A 25,609-nucleotide genomic window follows, 5' to 3' on the forward strand; every position below is an offset into this window, starting at 1 on the left:
ATAAGAAACGGAAAGATAACGCAATGTCGCTATCTCACGGAGCCGCTGACAGCATCGCCCATGTTTCCGGGGTTGATCCGTTCTGGGGCAAACTGTCATGGGGCGTTTTCCCCTTCTATGAGCCGGTAATCCTATACACCTTCATCGTCGTCGCGCTGGGCGGCGTGGCCGTTGTAGGTGCTCTGACCTATTTCCGCCTCTGGGGATATTTGTGGAAAGAATGGTTCACCAGTATCGACCACAAGAAAATCGGCATCATGTATATGGTTCTGGGGCTGGTCATGCTGCTGCGCGGCTTTGCCGATGCGCTGCTCATGCGATTGCAACAGGCCCTCGCGGCCAGTGGCGGCGAAGGGTACCTGAACGCCCATCACTATGACCAGATTTTCACCGCACACGGCGTGATCATGATCTTCTTCGTGGCGATGCCCTTTGTCACCGGGTTCATGAACTATGTCATGCCTCTGCAGATCGGGGCGCGGGACGTGGCCTTCCCCTTCCTGAACAATCTGAGCTTTTGGCTGACCGTATCCGGCGCGGTCCTGATCATGATTTCCCTGTTTGTCGGAGAGTTCTCGACTGCTGGTTGGCTGGCCTATGCACCGTTTTCGGGGTTGGAATACAGCCCGAGCGTGGGAATGGATTATTATCTGTGGTCTCTGAACATCGCCGGGATCGGGACAACATTGTCCGGCATCAATCTGGTGGTGACCATCGTAAAGATGCGCGCGCCGGGCATGACATTCATGAAGATGCCGGTTTTCGTCTGGACGACGCTGTGTACCAATATCCTGATCGTCGTGACCTTCCCGGTTCTGGCTGCCACGCTGGCCCTGTTGACTGCTGACCGGTACCTGGGCACGCATTTCTTCACCAACGATCTGGGCGGCAATCCGATGATGTATGTGAACCTCATCTGGATCTGGGGTCACCCCGAGGTGTACATTCTGATCCTGCCGATCTTTGGCATCTTTTCCGAGATCGTTCCGACCTTCACCGGCAAACGCCTGTTTGGTTATACTTCAATGGTCTATGCGACTTGCGTGATCATGATCCTCAGCTATCTGGTCTGGCTGCACCATTTCTTCACCATGGGCGCGGGCGCGAACGTGAACGCCTTCTTTGGCATTACCACCATGATCATCTCGATCCCGACCGGGGCCAAGATTTTCAACTGGCTGTTCACGATGTACAAGGGCCGCATCCGGTTCGAAACGCCGATGCTGTGGGTCATGGGGTTCATGCTAACCTTCGTGATCGGAGGTATGACCGGAGTTCTGCTGGCCGTACCGCCTGCGGATTACGTCCTGCACAACTCACTGTTCCTGATCGCGCATTTCCACAACGTGATCATCGGAGGGGTGGTATTCGGTATTTTCGCGGGCATCATCTATTGGTGGCCCAAAGCCTTCGGTTTTCAGCTTGCGCCGTTTTGGGGCAAGGTCAGCTTCTGGTGCTGGCTGATCGGGTTCTACCTGGCCTTCATGCCGCTTTATGTGCTTGGCCTGATGGGTGTTACCCGCCGCCTTAGCCAATTCGAAGATACGTTCTATTCCATTTACTTCATCGTTGCCCTTGTGGGCGCGTTGTTCATAGCCGCCGGGATCGGCGCTTTCATCGTCCAGATCATCGTCTCTATCCTGAAACGTGACGAGTTACGCGATACCACGGGCGATCCGTGGAACGGGCGGACGCTTGAATGGTCGACCTCTTCGCCGCCGCCATACTACAATTTTGCCTTTTCGCCGCGTGTCCACGAACTGGACGCTTTCGCCCAGATGAAGCGAGAAGGTTTCGTGCGTCCAACCGACGGTTTCCTGCCGATCCACATGCCGCGATATACTGCGACAGGCATCGTCATGGCCGGGTTCTTGACGGTCATGGGCTTTGCCCTGGTCTGGCATATGTGGTGGCTGGCCGTGCTCGGCTTTGCGGCCACCCTGCTTTACGGCATCGGGCACACCTTTAACTATAACCGCGACTATTACGTCCCAGCGGATGAGGTGCGCGATATCGAAAACCAGCGGACACAACAGCTGGCGGGAGCTGCGGAGTAATGACGGACACATCGACCGACACGCCAAAAGAGTTCTTCGTGATGGAAGACCCGCACCACGCGGATGATCACGGCGAACATCGCCACGAAACCGGAACCATGCTGGGGTTCTGGATTTACCTGATGAGCGATTGCCTGATCTTTGGCATCCTCTTCGCGACCTACGCGGTGCTGGGTCAGAACTATGCCGCCGGTCCCGCCCCCGTGGATCTGTTCGAGATCGAGATGATCCTGGTCGCCACTTTTGCGCTGCTGTTTTCCTCGATCACCTACGGGTTCGCAGTGCTGAGGATGGACATGGATGATCTGCGCGGAACGGTCCTTTGGCTGATCGTCACCGGTTTCTTTGGTGCGTGTTTTCTGTATCTGGAGCTCAAAGAATTCAGCCACCTGATCCATATCGGAGCAACACCGCAGGCCAGCGCATTCCTGTCGTCCTTCTTTGTGCTGGTCGGCACCCACGGTCTGCACGTTCTGGGGGGCAGCATCTGGTTGATCGTCCTGTTGATCCAACTGGGGCAGCACGGTCTGACCCATGAAAACAAGCGCCGCGTCATGTGCCTGAGCCTGTTCTGGCACTTCCTTGATCTGATCTGGATCGGCGTCTTTTCCTTGGTCTACCTCACGGGGGTCCTGCTATGAGCGATCAGGCAAACGGGGGCCACGGCACCTTTAAATCATACATGATCGGCTTTGCGTTGTCCGTCGTTCTGACGCTGATCCCGTTCTGGGTGGTGCTGGGCGATGTCATGGATAGCACCGGCTGGGCGATCGCAGTCATCTTCACTATGGGCGCCACGCAGATGCTGGTGCATATCCACTACTTCTTGCATGTTTCGCTAAAGGTCGAGGCGGGCTGGCAGGCCATGTCGCTAGGGCTGACGGTCTTGTTGTTGGTCATCGTGATGGCAGGCTCGATCTGGGTCATGTTTAACCTCGATGAAAACATGATGCCCGCCCATGAGCAGATCGAGCGGGTGCGCAACCTGCCATGACCAACCGATCCACCGTCCGACGGCCCGGATGGGTTACGGCGCTGTTGCTGGGGCTGTCGGTGGTGATGATCGGCGTGTTCATCCTGTTGGGCAACTGGCAGATGCGCCGTTTGGCCTGGAAGCTGGATTTGATCGAAGCCGTTGACACGCGCGCGTTTGCGGATCCGGCCAGCCTGCCTGCGCGGTTCGACCCAGAGCAACACGCCTATCAGCGCGTCTCGGTCGATGGGCGTTTCAAAACCGAAGCCACTATTCTGGTCAAGGCCGTGACCGAGATCGGCGCGGGCTACTGGGTGATGATGCCGCTGCAAACGGATCGCGGCATTCTCTGGATCAATCGCGGGTTTGTCCCCCCGGACCAGAAGAAACCCGACCAGTGGAGCGCACCAACAACACCTGTCACAGGACTGCTACGCCCTTCTGTTGCTGGCGGTACATTGCTCGAGCGGAATGACCCAAATTCAAACCGCTGGGTATCGCGCGACACTCAGGCGATGTCCGAAACCCAGAAACTGGGCGCGACCCTACCCTTTTTTCTGGACGCTGATCACCAAGGCGTGACGCAATCCTGGCCGCGCGGCGGGCTGACCGTCATCCAGTTCAGCAACCCGCACCTGTCCTATGCTTTGACCTGGTACGCCATGGCCGCGCTGTTCGCAGCCGCGCTGGTGTATGTCATTCGCACCGTTCGGCGCGAAAGGTCCTGAGACCCGCAGGCTCCCGTCCGACCCAAAGGAACGGACGGGAGTAGAGACCTAGAAGTGAACCGATCTGGCTCCAGCCGGTTTTTCGATCGGAGGCGCAAACTTGGTCAGGTCGATACCGTCAACCGCAGCTTTGTATTCCTCGACGCTTGGAGTGCGGCCAAGGATGGCGGACAGGACGACAACCGGGGTTGAGGCCAGCAGAGACTCACCCTTCTTGTCTTCTGAATCCTCGACCACGCGGCCCTGGAACAGACGCGTTGAGGTGGCCAGAACCGTATCACCCTTTGCCGCCTTTTCCTGATTTCCCATGCAAAGGTTGCAGCCGGGACGTTCAAGATAAAGGATGTTTTCGTATTCCTTACGCGCCTCGTTCTTGGGGAACAGATCGTCGAACTCAAAGCCCGAATAGCGCTGTAGGATTTCCCAATCGCCTTCCGCCTTCAACTCATCGACGATGTTATAAGTCGGCGCTGCCACAACCAGTGGCGCGTTGAATTCGACCTTGCCCGAGGACTTTTCAAGGTTCCTGAGCATCTGGGCAACGATCTTCATGTCGCCCTTATGCACCATGCAGGACCCGACAAAGCCCAGATCGACCTTTTTGTCGCCGCCATAATAGGAAACCGGGCGGATCGTGTCGTGGGTATAGCGCTTGGAGACGTCGATGTTGTTCACATCCGGGTCCGCGATCATCGGCTCGACGATTTCATCAAGATCGACGACGACTTCGGCAAAATACTCGGCGTTGGCATCGGGCGTCAGCGCGGGCTTTGCACCCGATCGAATTTCGGCAATGCGCGCATCCGCTTTGTCAATCAGGCCTTGCAGCGTGCCCGCTGCGTTATCCATGCCTTTGTCGATCATGATCTGAATGCGACCCTTGGCCAGTTCCAGAGATCCGATCAAGGTGTCATCCTGCGAGATGCAGATCGACGCCTTGGCCTTCATCTCGGCCGTCCAGTCGGTGAAGGTAAACGCCTGATCCGCCAGCAGGGTTCCGATATGAACCTCGATGACGCGCCCCTGAAAGACGTTGTCGCCGAACTGTTTCAACATCTGCGCCTGCGTGGCATGGACCACATCGCGGAAATCCATGTGATCGGCCATCGTACCCTTAAAGGTCACTTTCACCGATTCAGGGATGGGCATGGTCGCCTCACCCGTCGCCAGGGCCAGCGCAACAGTTCCCGAATCCGCACCGAAGGCCACGCCTTTGGACATCCGGGTATGGCTGTCGCCACCAATGATGATATCCCAGTCATCGACGGTGATGTCATTCAGCACCTTGTGGATCACGTCGGTCATCGCGTGATATTCGCCCTTCGGATCGCGCCCGGTGATCAGGCCGAACCTGTTCATGAAGCTCATGAGTTTCGGAATGTTGGCCTGCGCTTTTGCGTCCCAGACCGAGGCGGTGTGACAGCCCGACTGATACGCACCATCGACCGAAGGTGAAATGATCGTCGCCGCCATCGCCTCAAGCTCTTGCGAGGTCATAAGGCCCGTCGTGTCCTGCGAACCAACGATATTGACCTTGACCCGCACATCCGAGCCCGCATGCAGAACCTTACCCGGGGCAACGCCACGGGCGTTGTTGTTGAAAATCTTTTCGACCGCCGTCAGACCCTGATCGTCATGCGAGATTTCCCGGGACGGTGCGAAGGCTGATTTCAACTCGATCCCAAGTGTTTCCGAGGCAAATGTCTGGAGTTTCTTTCCGAAAACAACAGCATAAGATCCGCCAGCCTTCATGAACTCGACCTTCTGCGGCGTGAAGGACGACGACACATCGACCAACTCCTGGTCGCCCGCATCATTGTACAGCTTTTTGTCCTTGGAGTTGATGGTCAGAACGGTTCCGGTTTCGACCGAGAACGCTTGCTCCAGGATCGGCTCGCCGTCGTTGTTCAGGATAGGATTGCCGTCCTCGTCCAGCTTTTTGACCCAGTTCTTCAGATCGATCCCGATGCCGCCGGTCACGCCTACAGTCGTCAGAAAGATCGGAGAAATACCATTGGTCCCGGCCACAACCGGCGCGATATTGACGAACGGCACATAGGGGCTGGCCTGTTTTCCGGTCCACAGAGCCACGTTGTTGACGCCCGACATCCGCGATGATCCGACGCCCATGGTGCCTTTTTCCGCAATCAGCATCACGCGTTTATCAGGATGCTGCTGCTGCAACTGCTGAATTTCACCCTGCGCCTGCGGCGAAATCATGCATTTGCCGTGCAATTCGCGGTCGGAACGGGAATGCGCCTGATTGCCTGGCGACAGCAGGTCGGTCGAGATATCGCCTTCGGCCGCGATATAGGTGACAACTTTGATCTCGTCGTCAATCTCCGGCAGGTTGGTAAAGAACTCGGCCTTTGAATAGCTTTCCAGAATATCCCGCGCGATCGAGTTTCCATCGGCAAACGCTGTCTTCAACCGGTCGGTATCTGCCTCATAGAGAAACACTTGAGTCTTGAGGACTTCGGCCGCCTGCTCAGCGGTGGCCCCATCATCACCCAGAGCCAGATCAAGCAACACCTCAACCGAAGGACCACCCTTCATATGCGACAACAGCTCAAATGCAAATGTCGGCGAGATTTCTTCGACAATCGTTTCGCCCAGAATAACCTCTTTCAGAAAGGCCGCTTTGGCCCCCGCAGCGCTGGTGGTGCCTGGCAGCGTGTTGTAAATCAAGAAGTTCAACGACTCTGCGCGATGCTGGTTGTCACTATCCTTGATCTGACCAATGATTTCCTGCGTCAGCGCGCCATCTTCGATTGGCTTGGGGTGCAGCCCCTGTTCCTTGCGCGTTTCGATCTCAGTTAGGTAATCTTGATAAAGGCTCATGGCTATCCCGACGTATCAGCGTTAGATTGGGCTTGGGCGCCGGATCTGACGCGATGACAGACCCTGAAACACCATTTGTATGCGGCGGTATACCATTTGTGCCGCGAATGCAATATGCGCAAGAGCGGCAACTTGTCCTAGTTTCCGATTCCAAGCGAATTGCAGCTTGCGCGCCAAGATCGGGCCATAGCAGGCATTTTCGAAGGGCAGCCGGGCCGCTCTACTCTAAGTCGAATGCAGACATAATTGACACTGCCTGTGATAATGTCACGTGCTTATCATCACAACAATGTTACCGCTCGGCCAACTGCTGACCTCATTGCGACTGTATGCTCGATTTTCTCGACGCGATTATTCTGCAATTGTGGTAACTTGTGGTACGAGGTAGGTGAATGATCGACGACGCGGAGAAAACGGTTTCACCTGTGACAATCGTCACACGTGGTCGATTTACGGTCCTGTGTTCACACGATCGCGACATGACCCCCTCCAATCGCAAGGAACGTGCGGTCATCGCTCTGCTTGCGGTCAGCCGCGACAAGCGCCGGTCCCGGCAGTGGCTGCAGTCGATGTTGTGGTCCGAAAGCGAGCCCAGCAAAGCATCCGGCAGTTTGCGGCGGGCACTCGCGAATATTCGCGCTCGGCTTGCCGATTACGGGCCGGTGATCGAGTCGAACAAGCACGAAGTTTGGTTGTGCGATGCGGTAAAGATCGACGACAGGCCATCGATGCTGGGCAAAGAAAATCTTCTGGAACTGGTGAACGCGCCCGACCCCGCGTTCGAGGACTGGCTGCGGGACTATCGTGCGCAGGACGCGGCACGGGCGCGCGAGTTGCAAAACCCGGATACTGCAACGCAGCCCGCAGGTGCAACCGGAGGAACCATTGTCATAATCCGCGCCACTGCGGATCAATCCGACGGCATGGCGCGGTTTTTTGAAACGGTTCTGCTGGATACCCTATCGATGCGGTTCGAGGCCGAAGGTGCCGAGAAGATCTATACTCAGGTCGAGCCAGAGCCGGGACGGATCGAAAGCGCGGCGACAATCGTTCACATTGAACTGGTTTCGATGGTCGAGGCTGGTCATTGGGCGGTTCACCTGCGCGCGCTGGCGGACAAGGAGCGGCGCTTTCTGTGGTCTGGTCGTATCAGACTGCCGATCGAAGCCGGAGAATTTACCGCCGGGGTGGAACTGGACGCGTTTGCGACGCGCGCGATCGCGCAAATTCTTCTGCGATATCAGTCTTTTCGCAAGATAAGCCACTCGCCCTTGATGATCATGTCCCGTGCCTCGGCCCGGCTATATGATCCCAGCATCGAACGTGTGCACGCTGCAGAACGCGATCTGAAGGGTCTTGTCGACGGCGAAGGCGCGCCAGTGGCTCTGGCATGGCTGGGCTTTGCCAAACTCGCCCGCGTGCTGGAATTCGGAGATCAGGAGGCGGCCAAAGAAGCTCAGGTTCTGGTGCAAGAGGCCCTGTCACGAAGACCCGGAAATGCGTTGATCTCGGCCTTGGCCGCGCGCGTCGCCATGGATGTGACCGGTGATTTTGACCGGGCAGAGTCTCTGGCACGCGACGCCATGAACAACGACGACGGCAACCCTTATGCCCTGCAAGCTGCGGCACGCATCTCGTTATTGCAGGGCCGGATCGAGGACGCGCAAGCGTTGACCAGCCGCGCGCGGTTGGCGGCCGAGGGGTTGTCCCATGTTTTTGCCTGGGACTTCGAACTGTGTTTGACCGCGCTTGCGCAAGGTGATTTTGCTGCCGCTCAAGAGGCCGTGCGCCAAGCGCACAGCAACAACCCGCAGCATCGCGCATCGCTCAGATACCTGATCGCGACCAGTCTGTTGATGAAAGATATGGCCGTTGCCGAAAAGGCCGCCGCCAAATTGGCGGCGCTTGAGCCGGGCTTTGAGCTATCAGACCTCAGCAAGCCCGATTATCCGGTCATGACCCTTCGCAATCTCGGTCTGATTGACGCCTTGGAAGAAAACTGAACCGGGACTACGTCCCGGCAATCTTTCCCGCCATCCGCGCTGAAGCCAGAGATGTCCCTGCCGCACGAAACCTGTCTTTGCCGCCATTGCCCAGCACGGCCCGGCCCAGGAATGGACCAATCGGTTGCAGATCGTAATCCATCCCAGCCGGTGCCGTATCCGCAAGCGACATACTATGATCAGCAGATCCGCCTGCGGGCAACACGCTCGCATAGGGCGCAGATGTCCCATCCCCCAGCAGCGCTGTGACGACGGAAATCCGGTCATGCGAGGAAGACGCAAGCAGAGATGCGCTGCCGTCACGACGAACCACAGACAGCGGATCTCCGGGTCGGTGGGAAGCATCCGTCAGGGCAGGCATGCCGTATTTGTCGAACCGGTTGTATCGCTGATCTTCGAACCACGAAGGACGCGACGGCTGAAAAGGATCCGCCTCGAACCCGGTTTCGTCGCGCAGAATCCACAAATCGGCCTTTGCGTCGTCGCAGGCAAGTTGCCACTTTCCAAATGGCGTGATCGGAACCTGCGGGTATCTCGACGCCGTCGGAACCAGAGCAATTCGCGTGCGAACACGGCCCCCGTCAATGTCCTCGGTCCATGCGCCACCGACGGGCAAACCGTTCACCACGATCCGGCACAGGCCCCGCATGTCCGGGATATCAACAAAAACTCCGCCCGGAGGCGAGATCCGCATATTTGCGGGACCTTTGGCGCGAATGATCTCAACCGTATTGGCGGAATGATCGTCCGGCAATACGCGCCAGCCAACGGTTTCGCCCTTGGACAATCGCGCGTGCAGCTGGTCCTGAAGTTGGTTGCCAATCGGCAAAACCAGTTCGAGCTGAAAACCATAGTCGTTGTATCGCGATACGACCTTTTCCAACCCCTTGAGACCCCAGGCTGTACCGTCCAACGGCCCGCCCATGAAGCCAAAGGCCATCAGGACGACCAGTCGGCACCCTTTTTTGTCCGGTATACCGCTTTGTCTTCTGGCGTTTCGAACCTGCTCGGCAAGCGCCTGGACGGCGATCTCCATCAACGCAATCATCTGGCCGCCGGTCAGATCGCGCAGAACCGACACCGGAAGTTCAAGCCCATGCAGATGCGCGGTTTTTGGCGCGGTCGACAGGACCATTTCGGTCATCGCAGTGCCATGCGCCAGTCCCTGCGGACGTACCAGCGGCCAGCGCGCGGTGTCCCCGAACACGCTTTCGGGGTATTTCACCGCCAGCGCCGCGCGGTTGGCGGTGTCGGCACGCGCGCAGAATTGCTGAATCTCCGCCGAAGAAAGCGCTGCGCCGACGAATTGCTTATCCTTCAGCTTCAATGCCCCATACGAAGCGAACCGGCAGGAGCCATCCGAACCCTCGGCCCTGAATGCCGGGTTCCAAAACGCGATCCCAGCATCGATGATTCCGATCTCGACATCATCCGACTCCGGCGGGTCGGCTTTGGTCAGAGCATCGGCAGTCAGAGCTTGCCCACTGCCCGCGCACCGCGGCACCCGTGGTCCAAGAGATATGGGCGCATTGCGGTCCGCTTGGCCATGGGCAGCATCGATGCTGGGCCACAAATCACAAAACGGGTCCATTCCCGATGGGTGCGGATCAAACTCTTCGATAAACAATTCGCCTGACTTGGTGCGAAAAAACACGCTTGAGACGGTATCAGGTTTGGCGAGCCCCGGAATCATGCACGGCAACCCGGCTGGCAATAGATTACGAGGGGCGGGATCGGGCGTTTTCAGTGGTTCAAAATGCAGCACCGGGCTTACTCCTGACTTGTAAGAAAGCCAAGTTCGGTGCGCGACAGTTCCATCGCGGCCCCAAGCACGCCGCCCGGGTTGGTAAATGCGGGCGCATTGGGTTGTGCATGCGGCGCCCCGACCTGGCGCGCAGGTTGGGCCAGCAGACCCGCCTGCCCTGCCTCGGACCATACCGGGTCACGGGTTTCGTCCAGTTCGGCATTCGAAACACCAAGCCGGTCCGCAAAAATCTTGGCGAGATAGGTGGCCAGACGCCGCCCCATATAGCCGTCATGTTCATAATGCACCCCAGCCACAATACGGTTTTCCTCGATCCGGGCTGCAATCAACCGCAACTCTTGCGAGGCGCACCCAAAAATCAGCGACTCCATGGCGTATGCCATAGCCCAGGATTCAGTCGCGTGGCCGCTGGGTGTGGCACCATGGGCTGGCGTACGAATGACCGGAGACATGCCCGCCGACCAGTCCGCGGGACGGGGAACATTCAGCTTGTATTTGGCCTGAACCACGACCTTGCCCGCCGAAGCAAGCACCGCATCAAGCAGCGCCATGGTGAACGGGTGCGTGTCGCGGGTCATTGGATAGGCCAGCGCCAGAAAGCTCAGAATATCTGTCTGCTGTTCGATTATCTCGCCGATACGTTCCGCCCTAAGCCAGCGGCGATTGTTGATTGCGTCCAGAACCGAGGCCGTAAGATCCGGTCTGGTCAGGGCATCCGGTCCAATGTTCTGGCCATCAAGCTGAACCATCACGCCATCCGACGCGGTTCTTGCTTCGTCAATTCCAAGTCCGCGAGACAAAGCAGAGGTCAACAGGATATGTCGGTGCATGGGTTGCAGCCGACGAAGGCTTTCCTTGTCTGCGTCCAATGCCGAAGACGACATATCACCCGGGCGATCAACCGGCAGCGTTTGCCCCACCGAGTTCAAAGCATGGCTCAGATGCGATGAGCTTGCCCCACCTGCGTGGTTCAGCGACGGAACCGATTGGGATTGTTGCGACTGCTGAGACTGTTGGGATTGTTGCGACTGCTGGGATTGCTGGGACTGTTGAGACTGAGCAAAGGGCATGGGACTCTCCGTTTTGGCAGGTTCGAGACAAAGGTGTATTGCTTGCGGGAGTTTTGCTGGTGCTCAACAAGCCGGTCCGTGGCGACGTGCATGGGACTGGCGTTGAATGACATGAAAACTCGTTACTGGTTAATCGGTACTTGTTTTTTTTCCGAGCCCTGGTGGCCGGTATCGAAAGATTGCCCGGGATTTGTTCAGCAAACAACAGTTGTCAGACTGGTTTGTTTACTCGTTGAACCCCGAACATGGCTTTAAACAGTTCAGTGCGTCTCACGCACATCCAGATCCAGCAGGACCGAACTTTGCCAAAGGATCAGCACCTTGTCGTACTGCCCCTGCTCTGCCGGGGCTTCAAACCGCACGCGCTGATATTCGTCCTTGGCATTGCCGGCACCGCCCTTGTTCCGGATTGTCAGATCCAGTTCCAACGTTGACGGTGGCGTACGCGGATCCATGTTGACGCACAGATGCGGACGCTCGGTATCGCTGGGCATTTCGCCTTCTCCGCTGACAATCAGTTTGGATTGCCCGGGGTTTTCAAGATTGATCCAGCTGACGAAGGATCGCAATTTTGGAGGGTTGAACATCGTCTTCTCCTTTTCATTTCTCTGACGCGCAAGAACGGGGTTCAAATGCGCGGTTCAATTCGGGGGATATGTCGGAAGCAAAGGTCATCGGGCGCGCTCAGGGCAGAGTGACCAACCAGCCGCGGTCACGGTAGTTCTGCACCACGGCGGTCAAAAGCTGATCTACATTGGCTGCGGGGGGCACTTTGGCCGAGGTCAGAAACAAACCATCTGACCGGTAACGCGGCAGGTTGTTGATGTCGTTCAGAAACGCGTCGAGATCGACCGCATCCGCGCCGATATGCGTTTCCACTTTGTGGTTGTCGACGACCCTTTTCCCGCTGGCCTGCTCCAGATGATCAAACAACGCGGCTTTGATTGCGTTGTAACTTTGGCTGCCCATGGCTGCTATCCTTCCTCCAAGCCAAATTCCGCTTGGTATCAGGTAACAAGCCAGCGTGATTTTTGCGTGATCGGAAGGGATCGGGCACGGTCAGGAAGCCCGCCGCGCCCTTGGTTTTCAAAAGATCAAAGGCCTATTCGACCTTGATCACCTTTCGCGACAGAACCTGTTTGTTGGTAAGATCCAGTAATCTGATCTCGTACACACCGGGTTCGTCGGGCAAGGTCAGCTCCAGCGGCGCGTCACCTTTGATCTTCTCTGCGGAAATCCAGGTAAAGATCGGCTGTTCGCCCCGCGCCAGCGTGATGCGCTGGTCGGCGCTCTGACTATCGGTTTTCCAGCCAACCGAAATGCTGGCACCGGGCGCGGCTGTATCCGGCGCATCAAGGGTTGCGCCTGTATCCAGTGCGGCGTCCGCACTAAGAACCTCAACTGGCTGTCGCGCCATTACCCGGTTGCCTTCCCGCAATTGATACCGCAGCTCGTAAAGACCTGTTTCCACAGGCGCATTCAGGTCAAGTTCCGTGTTGTTTCTGACCTGAGAATAGGTTCCGAAGTCGCCATCCTCCGTGCCCATTGGCACCAGATTGATGTAGTCACTGGTGCTAACTGTTCCGGTCCAAGACACCCGCAGTTTGTCGCCTGCACGCACTTCCAACGGTGCCTTGATCGTCACCTCTGGTTCGACAATTTCGGTCATGATGGATGCGATGGTCTTCGACCCTTCACGCAGAACGTATCGGATTTCGTACAGGCCTGTTTCGGAGGGGGCCTGCAGATCGCCCTGATTGGCATTGCGAACGGTGATGTAATTTCCGAATACGCCTTCATCTGTCCCGACCGGCACGATGTTGATATAGTCCTGAGCGCTCACGGTACCCGTCCAGGAAACCTCGAATTTTCCGCCCGCCAGAACCTTTTCCGGCGCGGTTATGGTCACCTCGGGCACAGTGACCTCAATCGGTGCCGAAGCCAGCGTTTTAGCGCCTTCGCGCAGGATATAGCGCAACTCATAGAGGCCCGGATCGGCAGGTGCGGTCAGCACCGCGCTGCTGCCGTCGCGCACAACGGAATAATTGCCATAGACCCCTTCATCCGAATCCGCCGGAACGATGGCGACATAATCCTGAACATGCACGCCACCCGTCCAGCTCACCTCAAACTTGGCGCCTGTCACAACCTGATCAGGACCGGATACGGTCACCTGCGGCGCTGTAATCTCGATCATTTCTGCAGCCAGCGTGCGGTTGCCTTCGCGCAAAACATAGCGGACCTCATACATGCCGGGTTCCGCAGGGGCTTTCAATGTGCCCTTGGTCGTATCTCGCACGGTAATGTAGTTGCCGAACTTGCCTTCATCAGTACCGACCGGGACTATGTTGATATAGTCCTGAGAACTGACAGCCGCCGACCAACCGACATCGAACGCAGCCCCGGTCACGGCGGCCTGCGGCACTTGCAAAACCACTGTTGCCGACGCAACCTCAATCGGGTGCGTCGCAACAGTGCGTTTGTCGACGTTCAGGATATAACGCAGCTCGTAAAGCCCGGGATCGGCTGGCGCGACCAGCGATGTTTTGGTGTTGCTGCCGACCGCCTGATAGTTACCAAACGTTCCGGGATCCGAACCCGCTGGGACAATCGCCACATAGTCGCGCTTGTTGATCGTTGGTGACCATGCAACCGCAAAGCGGGCACCGGTTGCCACAGTGTCATCCGCCGTCAACTCGACAACAGGTTTGAGCACCTCGAGCGTTTCTGTGCCCAGAACGTCCTTGCTTTGATTGTTGAGATACTGGATTTCATAAAGCCCTTCGCTGCCGGGGGCGGGCAATCTGACCTCGGTGGCCTTACCAACGCGAACATAATTTCCGAAGGTTCCAGGATCGGTGCCGACGGGAACAATGTTGATGTAATCGCCTTCCGCAATCGTCGGATCCCATGTGACCTGAATATCCGCACCCCCGACGGCCGTATCGGGGCCGTCGACGTTCACCTGCTGCGTTGCAGGCTCTGGTTCAGGCTCGGGCTCAGGTTCGGGTAAAGGCTGCGCCACTGCGCTTGCGACGGTGCTGAACGCGGCGCCCAGTTCCTCGGCGCTGCTGGCGGTGATGTATTCACCGCCGGTGTTCTCGGCGATACACGCCAACGAGCTTGCGTCTTCGTCCGCGCCCAAACCAAAGCCCACCACATGCGCGGTGAACCCGACGCCACCTTTTTCCAATGCCTGCGCCAGCGCGCAGGGATCGCGCTCACAGCTTTCCAGACCATCGGAAATCAGCACCACAGTCGCAGGCTGGTCTGTGTAGGACAGTGCTTTTGCAGCCGCCTCGACCGCGTCGGTCAGCGGGGTCTTTCCGGTTGGTGTGATCGCGTTGATCCTGTCCAGAATAGCCTGCCGCGACTGTTGACCTGGGGGCACCAGAACCTCGATGTCCCCACAATCGCCCCGGCGACGGTGGCCATAGGCCATAAGCCCGACATTGCGGCTTTCGGCCCAGTCACCCAGCAGGTTCTCCATGACGCCGCGCGCAATCTCGACCTTGGCGACCCCGTCAATCTGGCCCCACATCGAATTTGATCCGTCAAACACCACCATCACGTTTTCATCTGCGGCACTTGCCGAGGCAGTCAGTAATGCGGTGGTCAGCGCGATGCTGCAATAGACCCTGCGGCGCATGGGAGACTCCTGAAACTCTTTTGATCAATCGAGCGAATTGAAACACACAAATGACGTTGCGCCAATATCCGGACCGCAGGCGTGCTTGGATCCAATTGATAGCAATTCAGTGGACAAGAAACTGCAAGTTTTCCGAAATCCTGTTATTCTTTTTCCTAGAAATTCTAATTTATATGCAGGGAATATCGATTGATGTCGCGCAACTCGGCCCCAAAAGACCTGAGCCTCAAATGGCTCGAACTGTTCCAGATCTGCGCCCATAACGGCTCGCTTCAGGCGGCGTCCGAAGAAACCGGATTGACGATCAGCACGGTGTCACATCATCTGCGCAACCTAGAAGATCACCTTGGGGTCGAGCTGTTCAACCATGCGCGCCGTCCCATGGTGCTGACCCCAAAAGGACGCGCCTTTCTTCGCAATATCGACGATGCGCTATACGCCATTCGCAAAGCCAAGGCCGAAGCCTCGGCCGGCTCAATCGCCGATGCCAGCTACCTCAGGATCGGCAGTATTGAGGATTTCGACAGTGACATCATCCCGGAACTGGCGGTGTATCTGTCCAAAAACATGCCCTCTTGTAATTTCATGTACCACACGGACTCCAGTCACGCGATATTAGAGATGCTGCGTAACCGGCATCTGGATCTGGCCATCACCACGACGCCCGAGAACACCATGCGCGACCTTATTGACCGACCTTTGCTGCGCGATCCATTTGTCATGGTTCTGCCCGACATGAACGAACAATCGCTGTCAGATGTTGTTGAAGGACGCAGCAAGCTGCCCTTTCTGCGGTTTTCCAGTTCCCTGATTATTGCCCGGCAAATTGAGTCGCAGATGCGTCGCCTCGGGCTAACGCCGTCCTCGAATTTCGAATGCAGCAACAATCAGACGCTGATGGCCATGGTCGCCGCCGGTGCCGGGTGGACGATTACCACGCCGCTGCTGTTTGCTCGGGCAAAGCGGTTTCAACCCAGGCTGCGCATGCATCGCTTTCCCGGCAAGAGCTTTGCGCGCACGCTAGCCATCGTCGCGACGCCGGATTGCTCCAGATCGCTGCTGGATCTGGTCGATGGCAAAATGCGAGCCTTGATCAAAGATCACGCCCTGTCGTCACAGCATAAGGCTTATCCGTGGTTGGCAGACAGTTTTCGGCTTGCAGACTGAATCTCGCCGCAGCTTCGGATTAGGGGTGCAGAATGTTGAAACGAGACCGTATCTGTGTTTCCTGCTCGGGGGTCAGATAGGCCGGGTTGTGATTGCGCAGAACCTCGCGGGCCCTCTCTCGGGCACGTGACCAAGCGTCTTTGGCCCCGTTTTCCGCCCATGTGCGCGGCTCATCACGATCCGCAAGGGTAGGATAGAAATAGTCCCGTTCCATCGCGGAATAGGTATGTTGCCCGCCCAGGAAATGACCATCCCCCAAAACCGCATCACAAATGGCCTGAAAGCCCAGGTTTTCCTCGGTCACTTCGATGCCGCGCAAGGCGCGATAGGTGTTGGAATGCATCTCATCATCCAACACGAAGGCTTCAAAACTGGCCCCAAGCAAAGACGCGGTCATGCCCGAACTTTCGTAGATCAGGTTACCACCCGCCAGCGCTGCGGCCATCGAAGTGATACCCTTTTCCATTCCGTATTGAGCGTCGATTGCTTTGGCATCGGTCATTGAACACGCCACGCCCGAGGGCAGACTCAGCCAGTTCGACAGCTGTGCCGATGCCGCGTTCAACACAGCCGTTTCACCGCTGCCGCCGGAAAATGCACCGGTCCGCAGGTCAATCACCAATGGCCAGTTCGAGAAGACCATGGGAAATCCGGGTTGGATGGCGTGCATCATCAAAAGACTGGCCAGCGTTTCTGCCAGCGATTGCGCCAGAAATCCTGCAAGCGTTGCTGGGGCCGTTGCCCCGGCCTGCGCCGCCGTGATGCACGAAATCGGGATGTTGTGTCTGATGCATTCGTAAACCACATCGACCGCATCTTCGCCGTAGCGCATCGGCGATATCATGGGGCTTATATGGGCCTTCATGAATGGACGTTTGGAAAACGCGCCCGGACCACCCGCCGCAATGTCCAGCATCTCGACGATCGGAGCGACATGTTCGGCCAGAGTGAACGACGTCGCCGTCGGCTTTGTGGTGTTTTTCAACAGGGCGAAAACCGTGTTCACGTCCAGGTCGAAATTGTCGGGAACGTCCGTGGCGACGCAACAGCGCGTGAACCAACTGACATTGGCCAGCGTATCCTGAAGCCGGGTGAAATCATGCAGGTCGTGCAAAGTTGACGGTCGATAAAGCGCGCTGTCCATGTCCAGCGTCTGCACTGCAGCGCCACCGGTCCCGAAATGCACCGTGTTTCCACCCACTTCGATTGAGCGTTCCGGATCACGACCATGCAAAGTGAATGTCCTGGCGGCCTGATCGATGGCCTGTTCCACCAACGCCGGAGGAAACAGAACGCGCCCCTGCCCGTTGTCCGTTGCGCCAATCGCCAGCAAATCTGCAAGCAGCCGATCCGGCACATCTCCGACACCAAGTTTTTCAAGCAGATCCAGCGCGGTGTCGTAGATGCGCCTCAGATCATGTTCGCTGAGAGGTGTGTACGCCCCACCAATCTGGCCTGGTGGGCAAGGGTCTATGACCGGCTTCGCCGCGCGCTGTGCCAACCGCTCCTTGCGCCCGCCTCGTTTTCCACGCTGTCCCGCCATTTTGGCCCTTTTGCAACCTTGATCTGTAGGAAAATCAAGCGGGCCAACCCCTTCAAACGCAAGCATTGCTTCTATATTCTCATTTTCTCGAATATCTATTCTTATTCTATCGGATTATTCTCCGTTCACTTGCGGCGAAACCAAATTTGCGAACCTTTCTCGGAAAACGATCTCCAAAGGGCGCTTGTCATGAAAACCCGCACCAAAGTGGTTGTTATCGGCGGCGGCATCGCCGGTTGCTCGACACTCTACCACCTGACCCAGGAAGGCTGGAGCGATGTGGTTCTTGTCGAACGCAATGAGTTGACCAGTGGCACCACATGGCACTCGGCCGCGCAGGTGACGAATTTCGGCATGAACCAAACCATGGTCGGGCTGAAAACCCATTCGATCAACTTGTACAAGACTCTGTCCGAAAACCCGGAATACCCGATAAACTACCACCATGCAGATGGCGGTATTCGTTTGGCCAATACCGAACAGCAGATGCAGGGCTACCGCCATTTCGCCGCGATGGCGCGCGGTATGGGGGTCGAGTTCGAAGTCATCGATGCCGAGGAATGCGCCCGACGTCACCCCCTGATTTCGACGACAAACCTGCTTGGCGGGCTGTGGGACCCGCTGGACGGCGACATCGACCCGGCGCAGCTTTGTCAAGCGCTGGCCTATCACGCGCGCAAGGCTGGGGCCGAGGTCTATCGGAACACACCTGTCACGGCTTTGACCCAACACAAGGACGAAACGTGGACAGTTCACACCGAACATGGCGATATCGACTGCGACATTGTCGTCAATGCTTGCGGCTACCGGGTGAACGAAGTCGGCGCGATGATGGGCGTCCACCATCCGGTCGCCTCGATGGAGCATCAGTATTTTCTGACCGAGGATATTCCGGGCATTGCCGAGGCCGGTCACCGAATGCCCCTGCTGCGCTGCCCGATCAGTGACTATTACAGTCGACAGGAAAAGGGCGGGTTGTTGGTCGGGTTCTATGAACAAGACTGCAAACCCTGGGGCATGGATGGGATTGACCCGGACTTTGTCAACGCGCTGTGCCCCGACGATCTGGACCGAGTCATGGGTGTTTTGGCCGGGGCTTTCGAACGGATGCCTGCACTGGAAGAGACCGGTATCCGGTCCATCGTGAATGGCCCGATCACCTATACGATCGACGGCGCGCCTTTGGTCGGCCCAATCCCGGGCAAGCGCAATGCGTTCTGCATCATCGGCCTGCGTGCGGGACTTGGCGAGGGTGGCGGTCATGGCTGGTTGTTGGCGCAACAAATCGTCCATGGCGAGGCCTGCTATGACACCTGGTGTCTGGACCCGCGCCGGTTCACCGGACACACGAATGTGGAACTGACCTCGCTGAAAGCGATCGAGGACTATCAGAACGAGTTCCGGTTTCATTTTCCCCATGAACACCGACCCGCTGGCCGTCCGGCCAAGACTACACCTTTGACTCCAATCCTGGCCGCCGAAGGCGCTGAGTTCACTGTGGTCAATGGATGGGAGCGGATGGATTACATCAAGCCCTCGCCCGATTTCCATCCCACGCTCAGCTTCAACTTCGACGAAGCGTTGGACGTCATCGCTGCCGATGTAAAAAATGTGCAGGAAAACGTCGGCCTTTGCGAAGTCAACGGGTTCAACCGCTTCGAGATCACCGGCTCTGACCGCTACAGCTTTCTTGACCGGATGTTCTGCGGCACAGTCACCAAACGCGACGGTCGGCTTGGGTTGGGCTATCTGCTGAACCATCACGGCATGATCAAGGCCGAGGCGACCGTGGCAAACCTGCCCGCTTCGGACCGTGGACCGGACCGCATCTGGTATGGGTCGGCTGCCGCCAGCGAGTACCACGACATGGACTGGCTGTCCCTGCATATCCGCGACGATGAGGATGTGCAGATCCGCAGTCTGACCAACGATCAGACCATCCTGGTTCTTGCCGGACCGAAGGCGCGCGATGTCTTGTCGGACTGCGCGCGCGGCGACTGGTCGAAAGAGGCCTTCCCATGGCTGTCGGTCCGTGAATGCTTTGTCGGCTTTGCACCCGCCACCGTGATGGGTGTCAGCTTTTCGGGCGAACTGGCCTATGAAATCCACGTACCCAACGCGTCGCTATATGCCGCGTATCTGGCGTTGCGAAAGGCAGGTGAGGTGCACGGGCTGCGTCTGTTCGGTGCCCGCGCCGTCGAGTCGATGCGCATGGAAAAGGGTTTCTTGCACTGGAAGGCGGACATCCTCACCGAATTCGACCCATTTGAAACCGGGCTTGGTCGATTTGTGAACCTCGGCAAAGAAGACTTTGCTGGCAAACAGGCGCTGGTAAAGCGTCAGGCTGACGGTGTGCGAAAACAACTGGTGACGCTCAAGATTGATGCGACTCACGCGCCGGCCCATGGCGGGGCATCGCTGATGAAGGGCGATGCGGTCGTTGGCACTGTGACCTCGGGTGATTGGGGCCATCGCACAAATATGAATTTGGCCTATGCCTTTATCGAACCCAATCTGGCAGCAATCGGAAGCAAAATGCATCTGGATATGTGTGGCGAACTGGTCGGGGCCGAGGTCATTGCATCCTCACCTTATGACCCGCAACACCAACGCATGCGGAGCTGACGACTGCCGGGTTTTGCCCGAAGTCTGCAAAAACGGGATTGACGGCAAGCGCAGGACGCGGGATTCCGAACGCAGAATGAAGCCCGTTGACCAGATACTCCGCTTTTCCCAGTCGCAATCCCGTGGGTTCCTGCGCGATACGCGTACGCTGCAGATCGGCGCGCCCGCAACCGCCGCTTTGATCGGCAAATATGACATGCAACGTTATGATGACGCGCTGTTCGCCGCGCTCGGCATCCACAGGCCCGAACGGCTTGATTCAGCAGTCACAAAAAGACGCGCCGAATATCTGGCGGGGCGGGTGCTGGCGCAGACAGCGCTTTCAGTTCTTGGGCGACAGCCCGAACCGGTTCTGACCGGGCCAAACCGCGAGCCCGTCTGGCCGCAGGGCGTTGTAGGATCAATCACCCATTCCAAGGGCCATTGCGCCGTGGCTCTGTCCGACAACCCGTCGCTGCTGATCGGCATCGACACCGAAGACGTTGCCAGCGGATCAGCACTGGAGTCGATTTTTCATGTCGCTTTGCTGCCACAAGAGGCTGCAATGGTCCGTAAACAAGAGAGTATGCCACCGGAAACTCTGGCCACGCTGGTGTTTTCAGCCAAAGAAACGTTGTATAAGGCGCTGTTTGCAAACGTTCGCAAGTTCTTTGGCTTTAACCATGCAGAGCTTGCGGCCACGCCGAAAAACAATGTGCTGCGGTTGCGCCTGGTGAAGACTCTGAGTGCCACATTTCCCGCAGGTGATTGTTTCGACATCGCCTTTGAGCTTGCCGGGGGCACCGTCCTTACATGGCTGGTTTTGCCGGACCCTGTCCGCTAGCGCGGTTTTTGCAACTTGGTGCCGTATTGGTCTGACAAGATCCGGCGCTTTTGCGCCATCGATTCCCGGCGCCTGCGCTCAAGCCCAAGCCTGAAAGATTTTTCGACAAAGTCGATATGATCCGTTGCTGCATTCTCGGCACGCTCTTCATCGCCTTCAACTACGGCGCGCCCAAGTTCCAGATGTTGCTGTAACAGAGCCTCTCCGGTTCCGTCGATGGTTTTCAGAAAGTCCCGATTGTAGAAAACACCCCGTCGCGTCAGGTCATAGATTGATGCCATGATATGGATCAGCGTGGCGTTCTGGCTGGCGTCAACAATTGCCGAATGCAGCGCAAAATCCGCCTCTTGCGAGGCGGCGACGTCATTCTCTTCCCATGCGCGTTCATTTTCCGACAGGATTTCCGCGATGCGTTCCTTGTCGGCGGTTGTCGCCCGGCGTGCGGCAAGCCGCGCGGCGAAGCCCTCCTGCTCGCGGCGGTATTCCAGATAATCAAAAAACGCGGGCTCGTGCCGTTCATAAAGCGCCAGAAGCGCAGGCATCATGGCCTGACCGGTTAGCGCCGCGACAAAAGTGCCTTCGCCATGTTGCGTCGTAACCAACCCGCGTTCTTCCAGAACGGAAAGCGCCTCACGCAATTTGGGGCGCGACACGCGCAGCATTTCGGCAAGATCACGTTCCGAGGGCAGCTTACGGCCCTGTTTCAGAATGCCCGACGCGATCAGATCCTCGATCTGCGCGACCACCGCCTCGGACAGCGATTCGTGTCCAACAGGTTCAAAAATCGCCGTGGTGCTCATGAAGTGCCGCCCTGTCTGATATCGGATTTTCGCAATACTGGTAAATAATAATAACCATTTCTGTGAAAAACTCAAGATGTGGCATTAGATCGCCGAATATCACTTACAACATTGGTTTTATTCTATTTTACCAAAATCGATATTAAAGAAGTAAGCACAAAGATCGTAGCTACCGCAGCTATAGATCAAACACGATTCCGGACCAGTGGTAAATAAAGTTGTTGACTGATCCGCAGTGGTAAATTTAGTTTGCCACCAGAATGGCGTTGGATTATCCCGCGCCGATGTTTGGGCCAAAGCCCGACAAACCCCGGAGGAGAATTGATGAAAAAGACTCTGACCAGTGTTGCCGTAGCAGCGAGCCTTCTGGCCGCACCTGCGGTCGCCGCAGACAAGTTGCTGCTGAAAACCCCAATCGCGTTTTCGACCGAATTGCCAGGCCTGGGCTCACCCATCCCGCGCGTTGCCGAACAGCTTGAGTTGATGTCGGGCGGTACATTGAAAATGAAGGTCTACGAACCAGGCAAATTGGTTCCGCCCTTCGAAATTCTGGATGCTGTATCCACGGGAAAGATCAACTCGGGCTACACCACTGCCGGTTACTGGGCGGGCAAGATCCCTGCAGCGCCGCTGTTTTCAGCCGTTCCGTTCGGACCCGAGGCCGGCGAATACATGGCGTGGCTCTATTATGGAAACGGCCTGAGCTTGTATCAGGAAATGTACGATCAGGCCGGGTACAACGTGAAGGTCCTGCCCTGCGCGATTATCGCACCGGAGACCTCTGGTTGGTTTGCCTCGGAAATCAATTCGCCCGAAGACCTTGACGGCCTGAAGATGCGTTTCTTCGGCTTGGGCGGCAAGGTGATGCAAAAGCTGGGCGTTGCGACGTCGCTGCTACCGGGCGGCGAAATCTTCCCCGCGCTGGAAAAAGGCGCCATCGACGCGACCGAGTTCTCGATGCCCGCCATCGACTCGCGCCTTGGCTTTCATAAGCTGGTCAAGTTCAACTACTTCCCCGGCTGGCACCAGCAGGCAACCGTTTTTGAACTGATGATCAACAAGGATGTCTGGGCAGAAACCAGCGAGCAGCACAAGGCGATCATCGAAAGCGCTTGCAAGGCGTCGATGGCTGACAGCTTTGCTGAAGGCGAGGCCATTCAGCACGCTGCCCTGATCGACAATGTCGAAAACAACGGCGTGACCATCAAACAGTGGACACCCGAGATGCTGGATACCTTCCGCACAACCTGGGAAGAAGTTGCTGCCGAAGAAGCCGCAAATGACGCTTTCTTCGCCAAAGTTCTGTCCGACATGACCGAGTTCCGCGAAGGTTATGACCTGTGGAAGACCAACGCGTTCCTCCCACGTCAGTAACTGAAAGCTGACGTTGCCGGGGCGGCCCGACGTGTCGCCCCTGGCACATTTCTCTGATTACCCAGATTCAACACCTTGATTGCCCGCGCTCCGGGCTGCTGAGCGAGGACTGAACATGGCTACCCAAAAGAAACTCAACGATCCGGTCGAAGCCTATGAGGGCATCCTGGAACATCCCGAAACCGACCGTCAGCAAATCGCCGTAGCTATCGACACGGGCGTCAAAGCAATCGGTCATGTGGTGATGTGGGCAAATGTCCTGCTGATGGCAGCGATCTTCTCGCAGGTTTCGTTGCGCTACCTGTTCAGCCAGAACTATCCCAAGCTGGACGAGATCCAGTGGCATTTCTACGGCATCGTCACGATGATCGGCATTTCCTATGCGCTGATCACCGACAGCCATGTGCGCGTCGATGTTCTGCACATGCAACTTTCGCGCCGCGCGCAACGGGTCATCGAGGTGATCGGAATCCTTACCCTGTTGACCCCGTTCATCTATCTGATGGTCGATCAGGGTTATGATTATTTCTACGAAAGTTTCCGCGTCAACGAACGTTCGGACAGCCCCACTGGCCTGCCTGCGCGTTGGGCCTTCAAAGCCGTCATCCCGATCAGCTTTGTATTGCTTGGGTTGGCCGCATTGGCGCGCCTGATCCATGATGGTCACGCGCTGATGTTTGGCCCAGCCTCCGAGCGTGAAGGCGCCCCCCTGCGCCGCATTCTGCTGGTCTTGGCGGTCTTTGCGGCGGTTTGTGTTGGCCTGACCTTCCTGGTCGAAACCACCGAAGAGAAACTGGTCATTGCGATGTTCCTGACCTTCATCGCGCTGCTTTTCACCGGCTATCCGGTGGCCTGGGTTCTGGCAGGTGTCGGCGTAGCTTATTGCGGGCTGGCCTATCTGTTCGACAACGACCTGATGTTGTGGACCGGGTTGGAAAGCACCTTTACCGGACTTGATTATCTGACGTTGGGCGCCGTTGTGAACCGGGTCTACGCCACCATGTCGAACGCGGTTCTGGTCGCCCTGCCGATGTTCATCTTCATGGGCCTGATGCTGGACGAATCCGGTGTTGCCGAACGTCTGATGAGCTCAATGCAGCGCCTGTTCGGCACAGTGCGGGGCGGTCTGGCGATCACCGTGACCCTGATCGGCATCATCCTCGCCGCCTCTACCGGGATTATCGGAGCCTCGGTCGTATTGCTGGGCGTGCTGTCGCTGCCCTCGATGATGCAACAGAAGTATCAGCCGACACTGGCCGCAGGAGTCGTTTCGGCCTCGGGCACACTGGGCATCCTGATCCCACCCTCGATCATGCTCGTGATCATGGCCGACCAGATGGCGCTGTCAGTCGGTGACCTGTTCATGGCCGCGGTGTTCCCGGGCGTGATCATTGGCGGCCTGTACCTGACCTACATCTTCATCCTTGCGCTGGTGAAACGCGATGCTGCCCCTGTCCCTGAGGGTGCGAAAGCCCCCGACTGGGCCGCCGTCAAGGACGTGCTGATTGCCGTTATCCCGACGCTGATGCTGATCCTTGCGGTGCTGGGTTCGATCTTTGCGGGTCTGACCACGCCGACCGAAGCCTCGGGCATCGGTGCATTGGGGGCAACGCTTCTGGCCCTGGGGTATCGCAAGCTGACCTTCGCGAAATTGTGGAACGTTCTGGTTTCAACCTTCAACACGACCGCCTATATTTTCGCGATCTTCCTGGGTGCAACCGTGTTTTCCTATGTTCTGCGCGAGCTTGGCGGCGATGAACTGATCGAACATGTTGTGCAGTCCACCGGGCTCGGAGCCAACGGGACAGTCCTGTTCATCCTGTTCATCGTCTTCCTGCTGGGTTTCGTGTTGGACTGGATCGAGATCACGCTGATCGTGCTTCCCCTGATGCGCCCCATCGTGAACGGGCTGGGCATCGACATTCCCGGCTTTGGCGTACTGGATGAGCCCGCTCTGGTCTGGTTCGTGATTCTGGTCGCGGTGACGCTGCAAACCAGCTTCCTGACACCGCCTGTGGGCTTCGCCCTGTTCTATCTGAAAGGCGTCTGCCCGCCCGAGATCAAGCTGATGCACATCTACAAGGGCATTATCCCCTTCGTGCTGCTGCAACTGACGGGTCTCGCGTTGGTCTTCCTTTGGCCCACCCTCGCCACCTGGCTGCCCTCGGTTGCCTATTGAGGAGGTCTCGCC

18 protein-coding genes are annotated in these 25,609 nt (G+C 57.3%); 10 read left to right on the forward strand and 8 right to left on the reverse strand.

The annotated features are described in order from the left end of the window. Nucleotides 1–23 precede the first annotated feature (23 nt). Genes cyoB through ACR0LX_RS19240 form a run of 4 tightly spaced genes read left to right on the forward strand, consistent with a single transcriptional unit; the run spans nt 24 to nt 3,758 of the window. Entirely contained in the window at nt 24–2,057 is a 2,034-nt protein-coding gene (cyoB, locus tag ACR0LX_RS19225) for a cytochrome o ubiquinol oxidase subunit I (protein ID WP_480785103.1), read from the forward strand. After that, a complete protein-coding gene (cyoC, locus tag ACR0LX_RS19230; RefSeq protein WP_480785104.1) occupies nt 2,057–2,698 on the forward strand; it encodes a cytochrome o ubiquinol oxidase subunit III in 642 nt (213 codons plus the stop codon). Before cyoB ends, cyoC begins: the two co-directional genes overlap by 1 nt. Continuing rightward, entirely contained in the window at nt 2,695–3,051 is a 357-nt protein-coding gene (cyoD, locus tag ACR0LX_RS19235) for a cytochrome o ubiquinol oxidase subunit IV (RefSeq protein WP_480785105.1), read from the forward strand. The genes cyoC and cyoD overlap by 4 nt, the downstream gene beginning before the upstream one ends. Then, a complete protein-coding gene (locus tag ACR0LX_RS19240) occupies nt 3,048–3,758 on the forward strand; it encodes an SURF1 family protein (protein ID WP_480785106.1) in 711 nt (236 codons plus the stop codon). Before cyoD ends, ACR0LX_RS19240 begins: the two co-directional genes overlap by 4 nt. Before the next feature lie 48 nt (nt 3,759–3,806). On the opposite strand, the gene ACR0LX_RS19245 is transcribed toward ACR0LX_RS19240, so the two are convergent. Beyond that, nucleotides 3,807–6,599 carry a bifunctional aconitate hydratase 2/2-methylisocitrate dehydratase gene (locus ACR0LX_RS19245; protein ID WP_480785107.1) on the reverse strand — a complete coding sequence of 931 codons (2,793 nt, stop codon included), beginning with the start codon at nt 6,597–6,599 and terminating at the stop codon, nt 3,807–3,809. Between the two features lie 392 nt (nt 6,600–6,991). Between ACR0LX_RS19245 and ACR0LX_RS19250 the strand changes: the two genes are divergently transcribed. Further along, nucleotides 6,992–8,602 (forward strand): tetratricopeptide repeat protein, encoded by a 1,611-nt coding sequence (locus ACR0LX_RS19250; protein WP_480785108.1) that lies wholly within the window; start codon nt 6,992–6,994, stop codon nt 8,600–8,602. Between the two features lie 7 nt (nt 8,603–8,609). Here the strand turns inward: ACR0LX_RS19250 and ACR0LX_RS19255 are convergent, their stop codons facing one another. From ACR0LX_RS19255 to ACR0LX_RS19275, 5 genes are all read right to left on the reverse strand, one after another. After that, complete coding sequence (locus tag ACR0LX_RS19255) at nt 8,610–10,295, reverse strand: hypothetical protein (protein ID WP_480785109.1); 1,686 nt, start codon at nt 10,293–10,295, stop codon at nt 8,610–8,612. 77 nt (nt 10,296–10,372) lie between these two features. Beyond that, nucleotides 10,373–11,437 (reverse strand): phosphatase PAP2 family protein, encoded by a 1,065-nt coding sequence (locus ACR0LX_RS19260; protein WP_480785110.1) that lies wholly within the window; start codon nt 11,435–11,437, stop codon nt 10,373–10,375. Between the two features lie 260 nt (nt 11,438–11,697). Continuing rightward, the gene (locus ACR0LX_RS19265; RefSeq protein ID WP_480785111.1) at nt 11,698–12,024 is read right to left on the reverse strand and encodes a hypothetical protein; all 327 of its coding nucleotides are present in this window, start codon (nt 12,022–12,024) and stop codon (nt 11,698–11,700) included. 97 nt (nt 12,025–12,121) lie between these two features. After that, nucleotides 12,122–12,406 (reverse strand): hypothetical protein, encoded by a 285-nt coding sequence (locus tag ACR0LX_RS19270; protein WP_480573477.1) that lies wholly within the window; start codon nt 12,404–12,406, stop codon nt 12,122–12,124. Between the two features lie 133 nt (nt 12,407–12,539). Further along, nucleotides 12,540–15,086, reverse strand: coding sequence for a vWA domain-containing protein (locus ACR0LX_RS19275; RefSeq protein ID WP_480785112.1), 2,547 nt, complete (start codon nt 15,084–15,086; stop codon nt 12,540–12,542). Nucleotides 15,087–15,278: 192 nt separating this feature from the next. Here ACR0LX_RS19275 and ACR0LX_RS19280 point away from each other — a divergent pair, with 192 nt between their 5' ends. Then, entirely contained in the window at nt 15,279–16,253 is a 975-nt protein-coding gene (locus tag ACR0LX_RS19280; protein WP_480785113.1) for a LysR family transcriptional regulator, read from the forward strand. A 19-nt stretch (nt 16,254–16,272) separates the two neighbouring features. Here the strand turns inward: ACR0LX_RS19280 and ACR0LX_RS19285 are convergent, their stop codons facing one another. Next, nucleotides 16,273–17,796, reverse strand: a complete 1,524-nt coding sequence (locus ACR0LX_RS19285; protein ID WP_480785114.1) for a trimethylamine methyltransferase family protein — start codon at nt 17,794–17,796, stop codon at nt 16,273–16,275. Nucleotides 17,797–17,985: 189 nt separating this feature from the next. On the opposite strand from ACR0LX_RS19285, the gene ACR0LX_RS19290 reads away from it, so the two are divergent. Then, entirely contained in the window at nt 17,986–20,421 is a 2,436-nt protein-coding gene (locus ACR0LX_RS19290) for a GcvT family protein (RefSeq protein ID WP_480785115.1), read from the forward strand. 76 nt (nt 20,422–20,497) lie between these two features. Further along, nucleotides 20,498–21,244 (forward strand): 4'-phosphopantetheinyl transferase family protein, encoded by a 747-nt coding sequence (locus ACR0LX_RS19295; protein ID WP_480785116.1) that lies wholly within the window; start codon nt 20,498–20,500, stop codon nt 21,242–21,244. Here the strand turns inward: ACR0LX_RS19295 and ACR0LX_RS19300 are convergent. Beyond that, complete coding sequence (locus ACR0LX_RS19300) at nt 21,241–22,044, reverse strand: FadR/GntR family transcriptional regulator (RefSeq protein WP_480785117.1); 804 nt, start codon at nt 22,042–22,044, stop codon at nt 21,241–21,243. The two genes, ACR0LX_RS19295 and ACR0LX_RS19300, sit on opposite strands and share 4 nt — an antisense overlap. A 324-nt stretch (nt 22,045–22,368) precedes the next feature. Here ACR0LX_RS19300 and ACR0LX_RS19305 point away from each other — a divergent pair, with 324 nt between their 5' ends. Both ACR0LX_RS19305 and ACR0LX_RS19310 read left to right on the forward strand, forming a co-directional pair. Further along, nucleotides 22,369–23,418 carry a TRAP transporter substrate-binding protein gene (locus ACR0LX_RS19305; protein WP_480573457.1) on the forward strand — a complete coding sequence of 350 codons (1,050 nt, stop codon included), beginning with the start codon at nt 22,369–22,371 and terminating at the stop codon, nt 23,416–23,418. Nucleotides 23,419–23,533: 115 nt separating this feature from the next. Continuing rightward, on the forward strand, nt 23,534–25,597 hold the full coding sequence (locus tag ACR0LX_RS19310) for a TRAP transporter large permease subunit (protein ID WP_480785118.1): 2,064 nt from the start codon (nt 23,534–23,536) through the stop codon (nt 25,595–25,597). The last annotated feature ends 12 nt before the right edge of the window (nt 25,598–25,609 follow it).

The organism is Ruegeria sp. CH11 (assembly GCF_056537105.1).

What these genes read in the sequence shown, in the direction of transcription:
- ACR0LX_RS19280 (WP_480785113.1), top strand. Translation starts at nt 15,279, where the DNA reads ATGTCGCGCAACTCGGCCCCAAAAGACCTGAGCCTCAAATGGCTCGAA.
- ACR0LX_RS19285 (WP_480785114.1), bottom strand. Translation starts at nt 17,796, where the DNA reads ATGGCGGGACAGCGTGGAAAACGAGGCGGGCGCAAGGAGCGGTTGGCA.
- ACR0LX_RS19305 (WP_480573457.1), top strand. Translation starts at nt 22,369, where the DNA reads ATGAAAAAGACTCTGACCAGTGTTGCCGTAGCAGCGAGCCTTCTGGCC.
- ACR0LX_RS19310 (WP_480785118.1), top strand. Translation starts at nt 23,534, where the DNA reads ATGGCTACCCAAAAGAAACTCAACGATCCGGTCGAAGCCTATGAGGGC.
- ACR0LX_RS19265 (WP_480785111.1), bottom strand. Translation starts at nt 12,024, where the DNA reads ATGTTCAACCCTCCAAAATTGCGATCCTTCGTCAGCTGGATCAATCTT.
- ACR0LX_RS19295 (WP_480785116.1), top strand. Translation starts at nt 20,498, where the DNA reads ATGAAGCCCGTTGACCAGATACTCCGCTTTTCCCAGTCGCAATCCCGT.
- ACR0LX_RS19290 (WP_480785115.1), top strand. Translation starts at nt 17,986, where the DNA reads ATGAAAACCCGCACCAAAGTGGTTGTTATCGGCGGCGGCATCGCCGGT.
- cyoD (WP_480785105.1), top strand. Translation starts at nt 2,695, where the DNA reads ATGAGCGATCAGGCAAACGGGGGCCACGGCACCTTTAAATCATACATG.
- ACR0LX_RS19270 (WP_480573477.1), bottom strand. Translation starts at nt 12,406, where the DNA reads ATGGGCAGCCAAAGTTACAACGCAATCAAAGCCGCGTTGTTTGATCAT.
- cyoC (WP_480785104.1), top strand. Translation starts at nt 2,057, where the DNA reads ATGACGGACACATCGACCGACACGCCAAAAGAGTTCTTCGTGATGGAA.
- ACR0LX_RS19275 (WP_480785112.1), bottom strand. Translation starts at nt 15,086, where the DNA reads ATGCGCCGCAGGGTCTATTGCAGCATCGCGCTGACCACCGCATTACTG.
- cyoB (WP_480785103.1), top strand. Translation starts at nt 24, where the DNA reads ATGTCGCTATCTCACGGAGCCGCTGACAGCATCGCCCATGTTTCCGGG.
- ACR0LX_RS19255 (WP_480785109.1), bottom strand. Translation starts at nt 10,295, where the DNA reads ATGATTCCGGGGCTCGCCAAACCTGATACCGTCTCAAGCGTGTTTTTT.
- ACR0LX_RS19240 (WP_480785106.1), top strand. Translation starts at nt 3,048, where the DNA reads ATGACCAACCGATCCACCGTCCGACGGCCCGGATGGGTTACGGCGCTG.
- ACR0LX_RS19250 (WP_480785108.1), top strand. Translation starts at nt 6,992, where the DNA reads ATGATCGACGACGCGGAGAAAACGGTTTCACCTGTGACAATCGTCACA.
- ACR0LX_RS19300 (WP_480785117.1), bottom strand. Translation starts at nt 22,044, where the DNA reads ATGAGCACCACGGCGATTTTTGAACCTGTTGGACACGAATCGCTGTCC.
- ACR0LX_RS19245 (WP_480785107.1), bottom strand. Translation starts at nt 6,599, where the DNA reads ATGAGCCTTTATCAAGATTACCTAACTGAGATCGAAACGCGCAAGGAA.
- ACR0LX_RS19260 (WP_480785110.1), bottom strand. Translation starts at nt 11,437, where the DNA reads ATGCCCTTTGCTCAGTCTCAACAGTCCCAGCAATCCCAGCAGTCGCAA.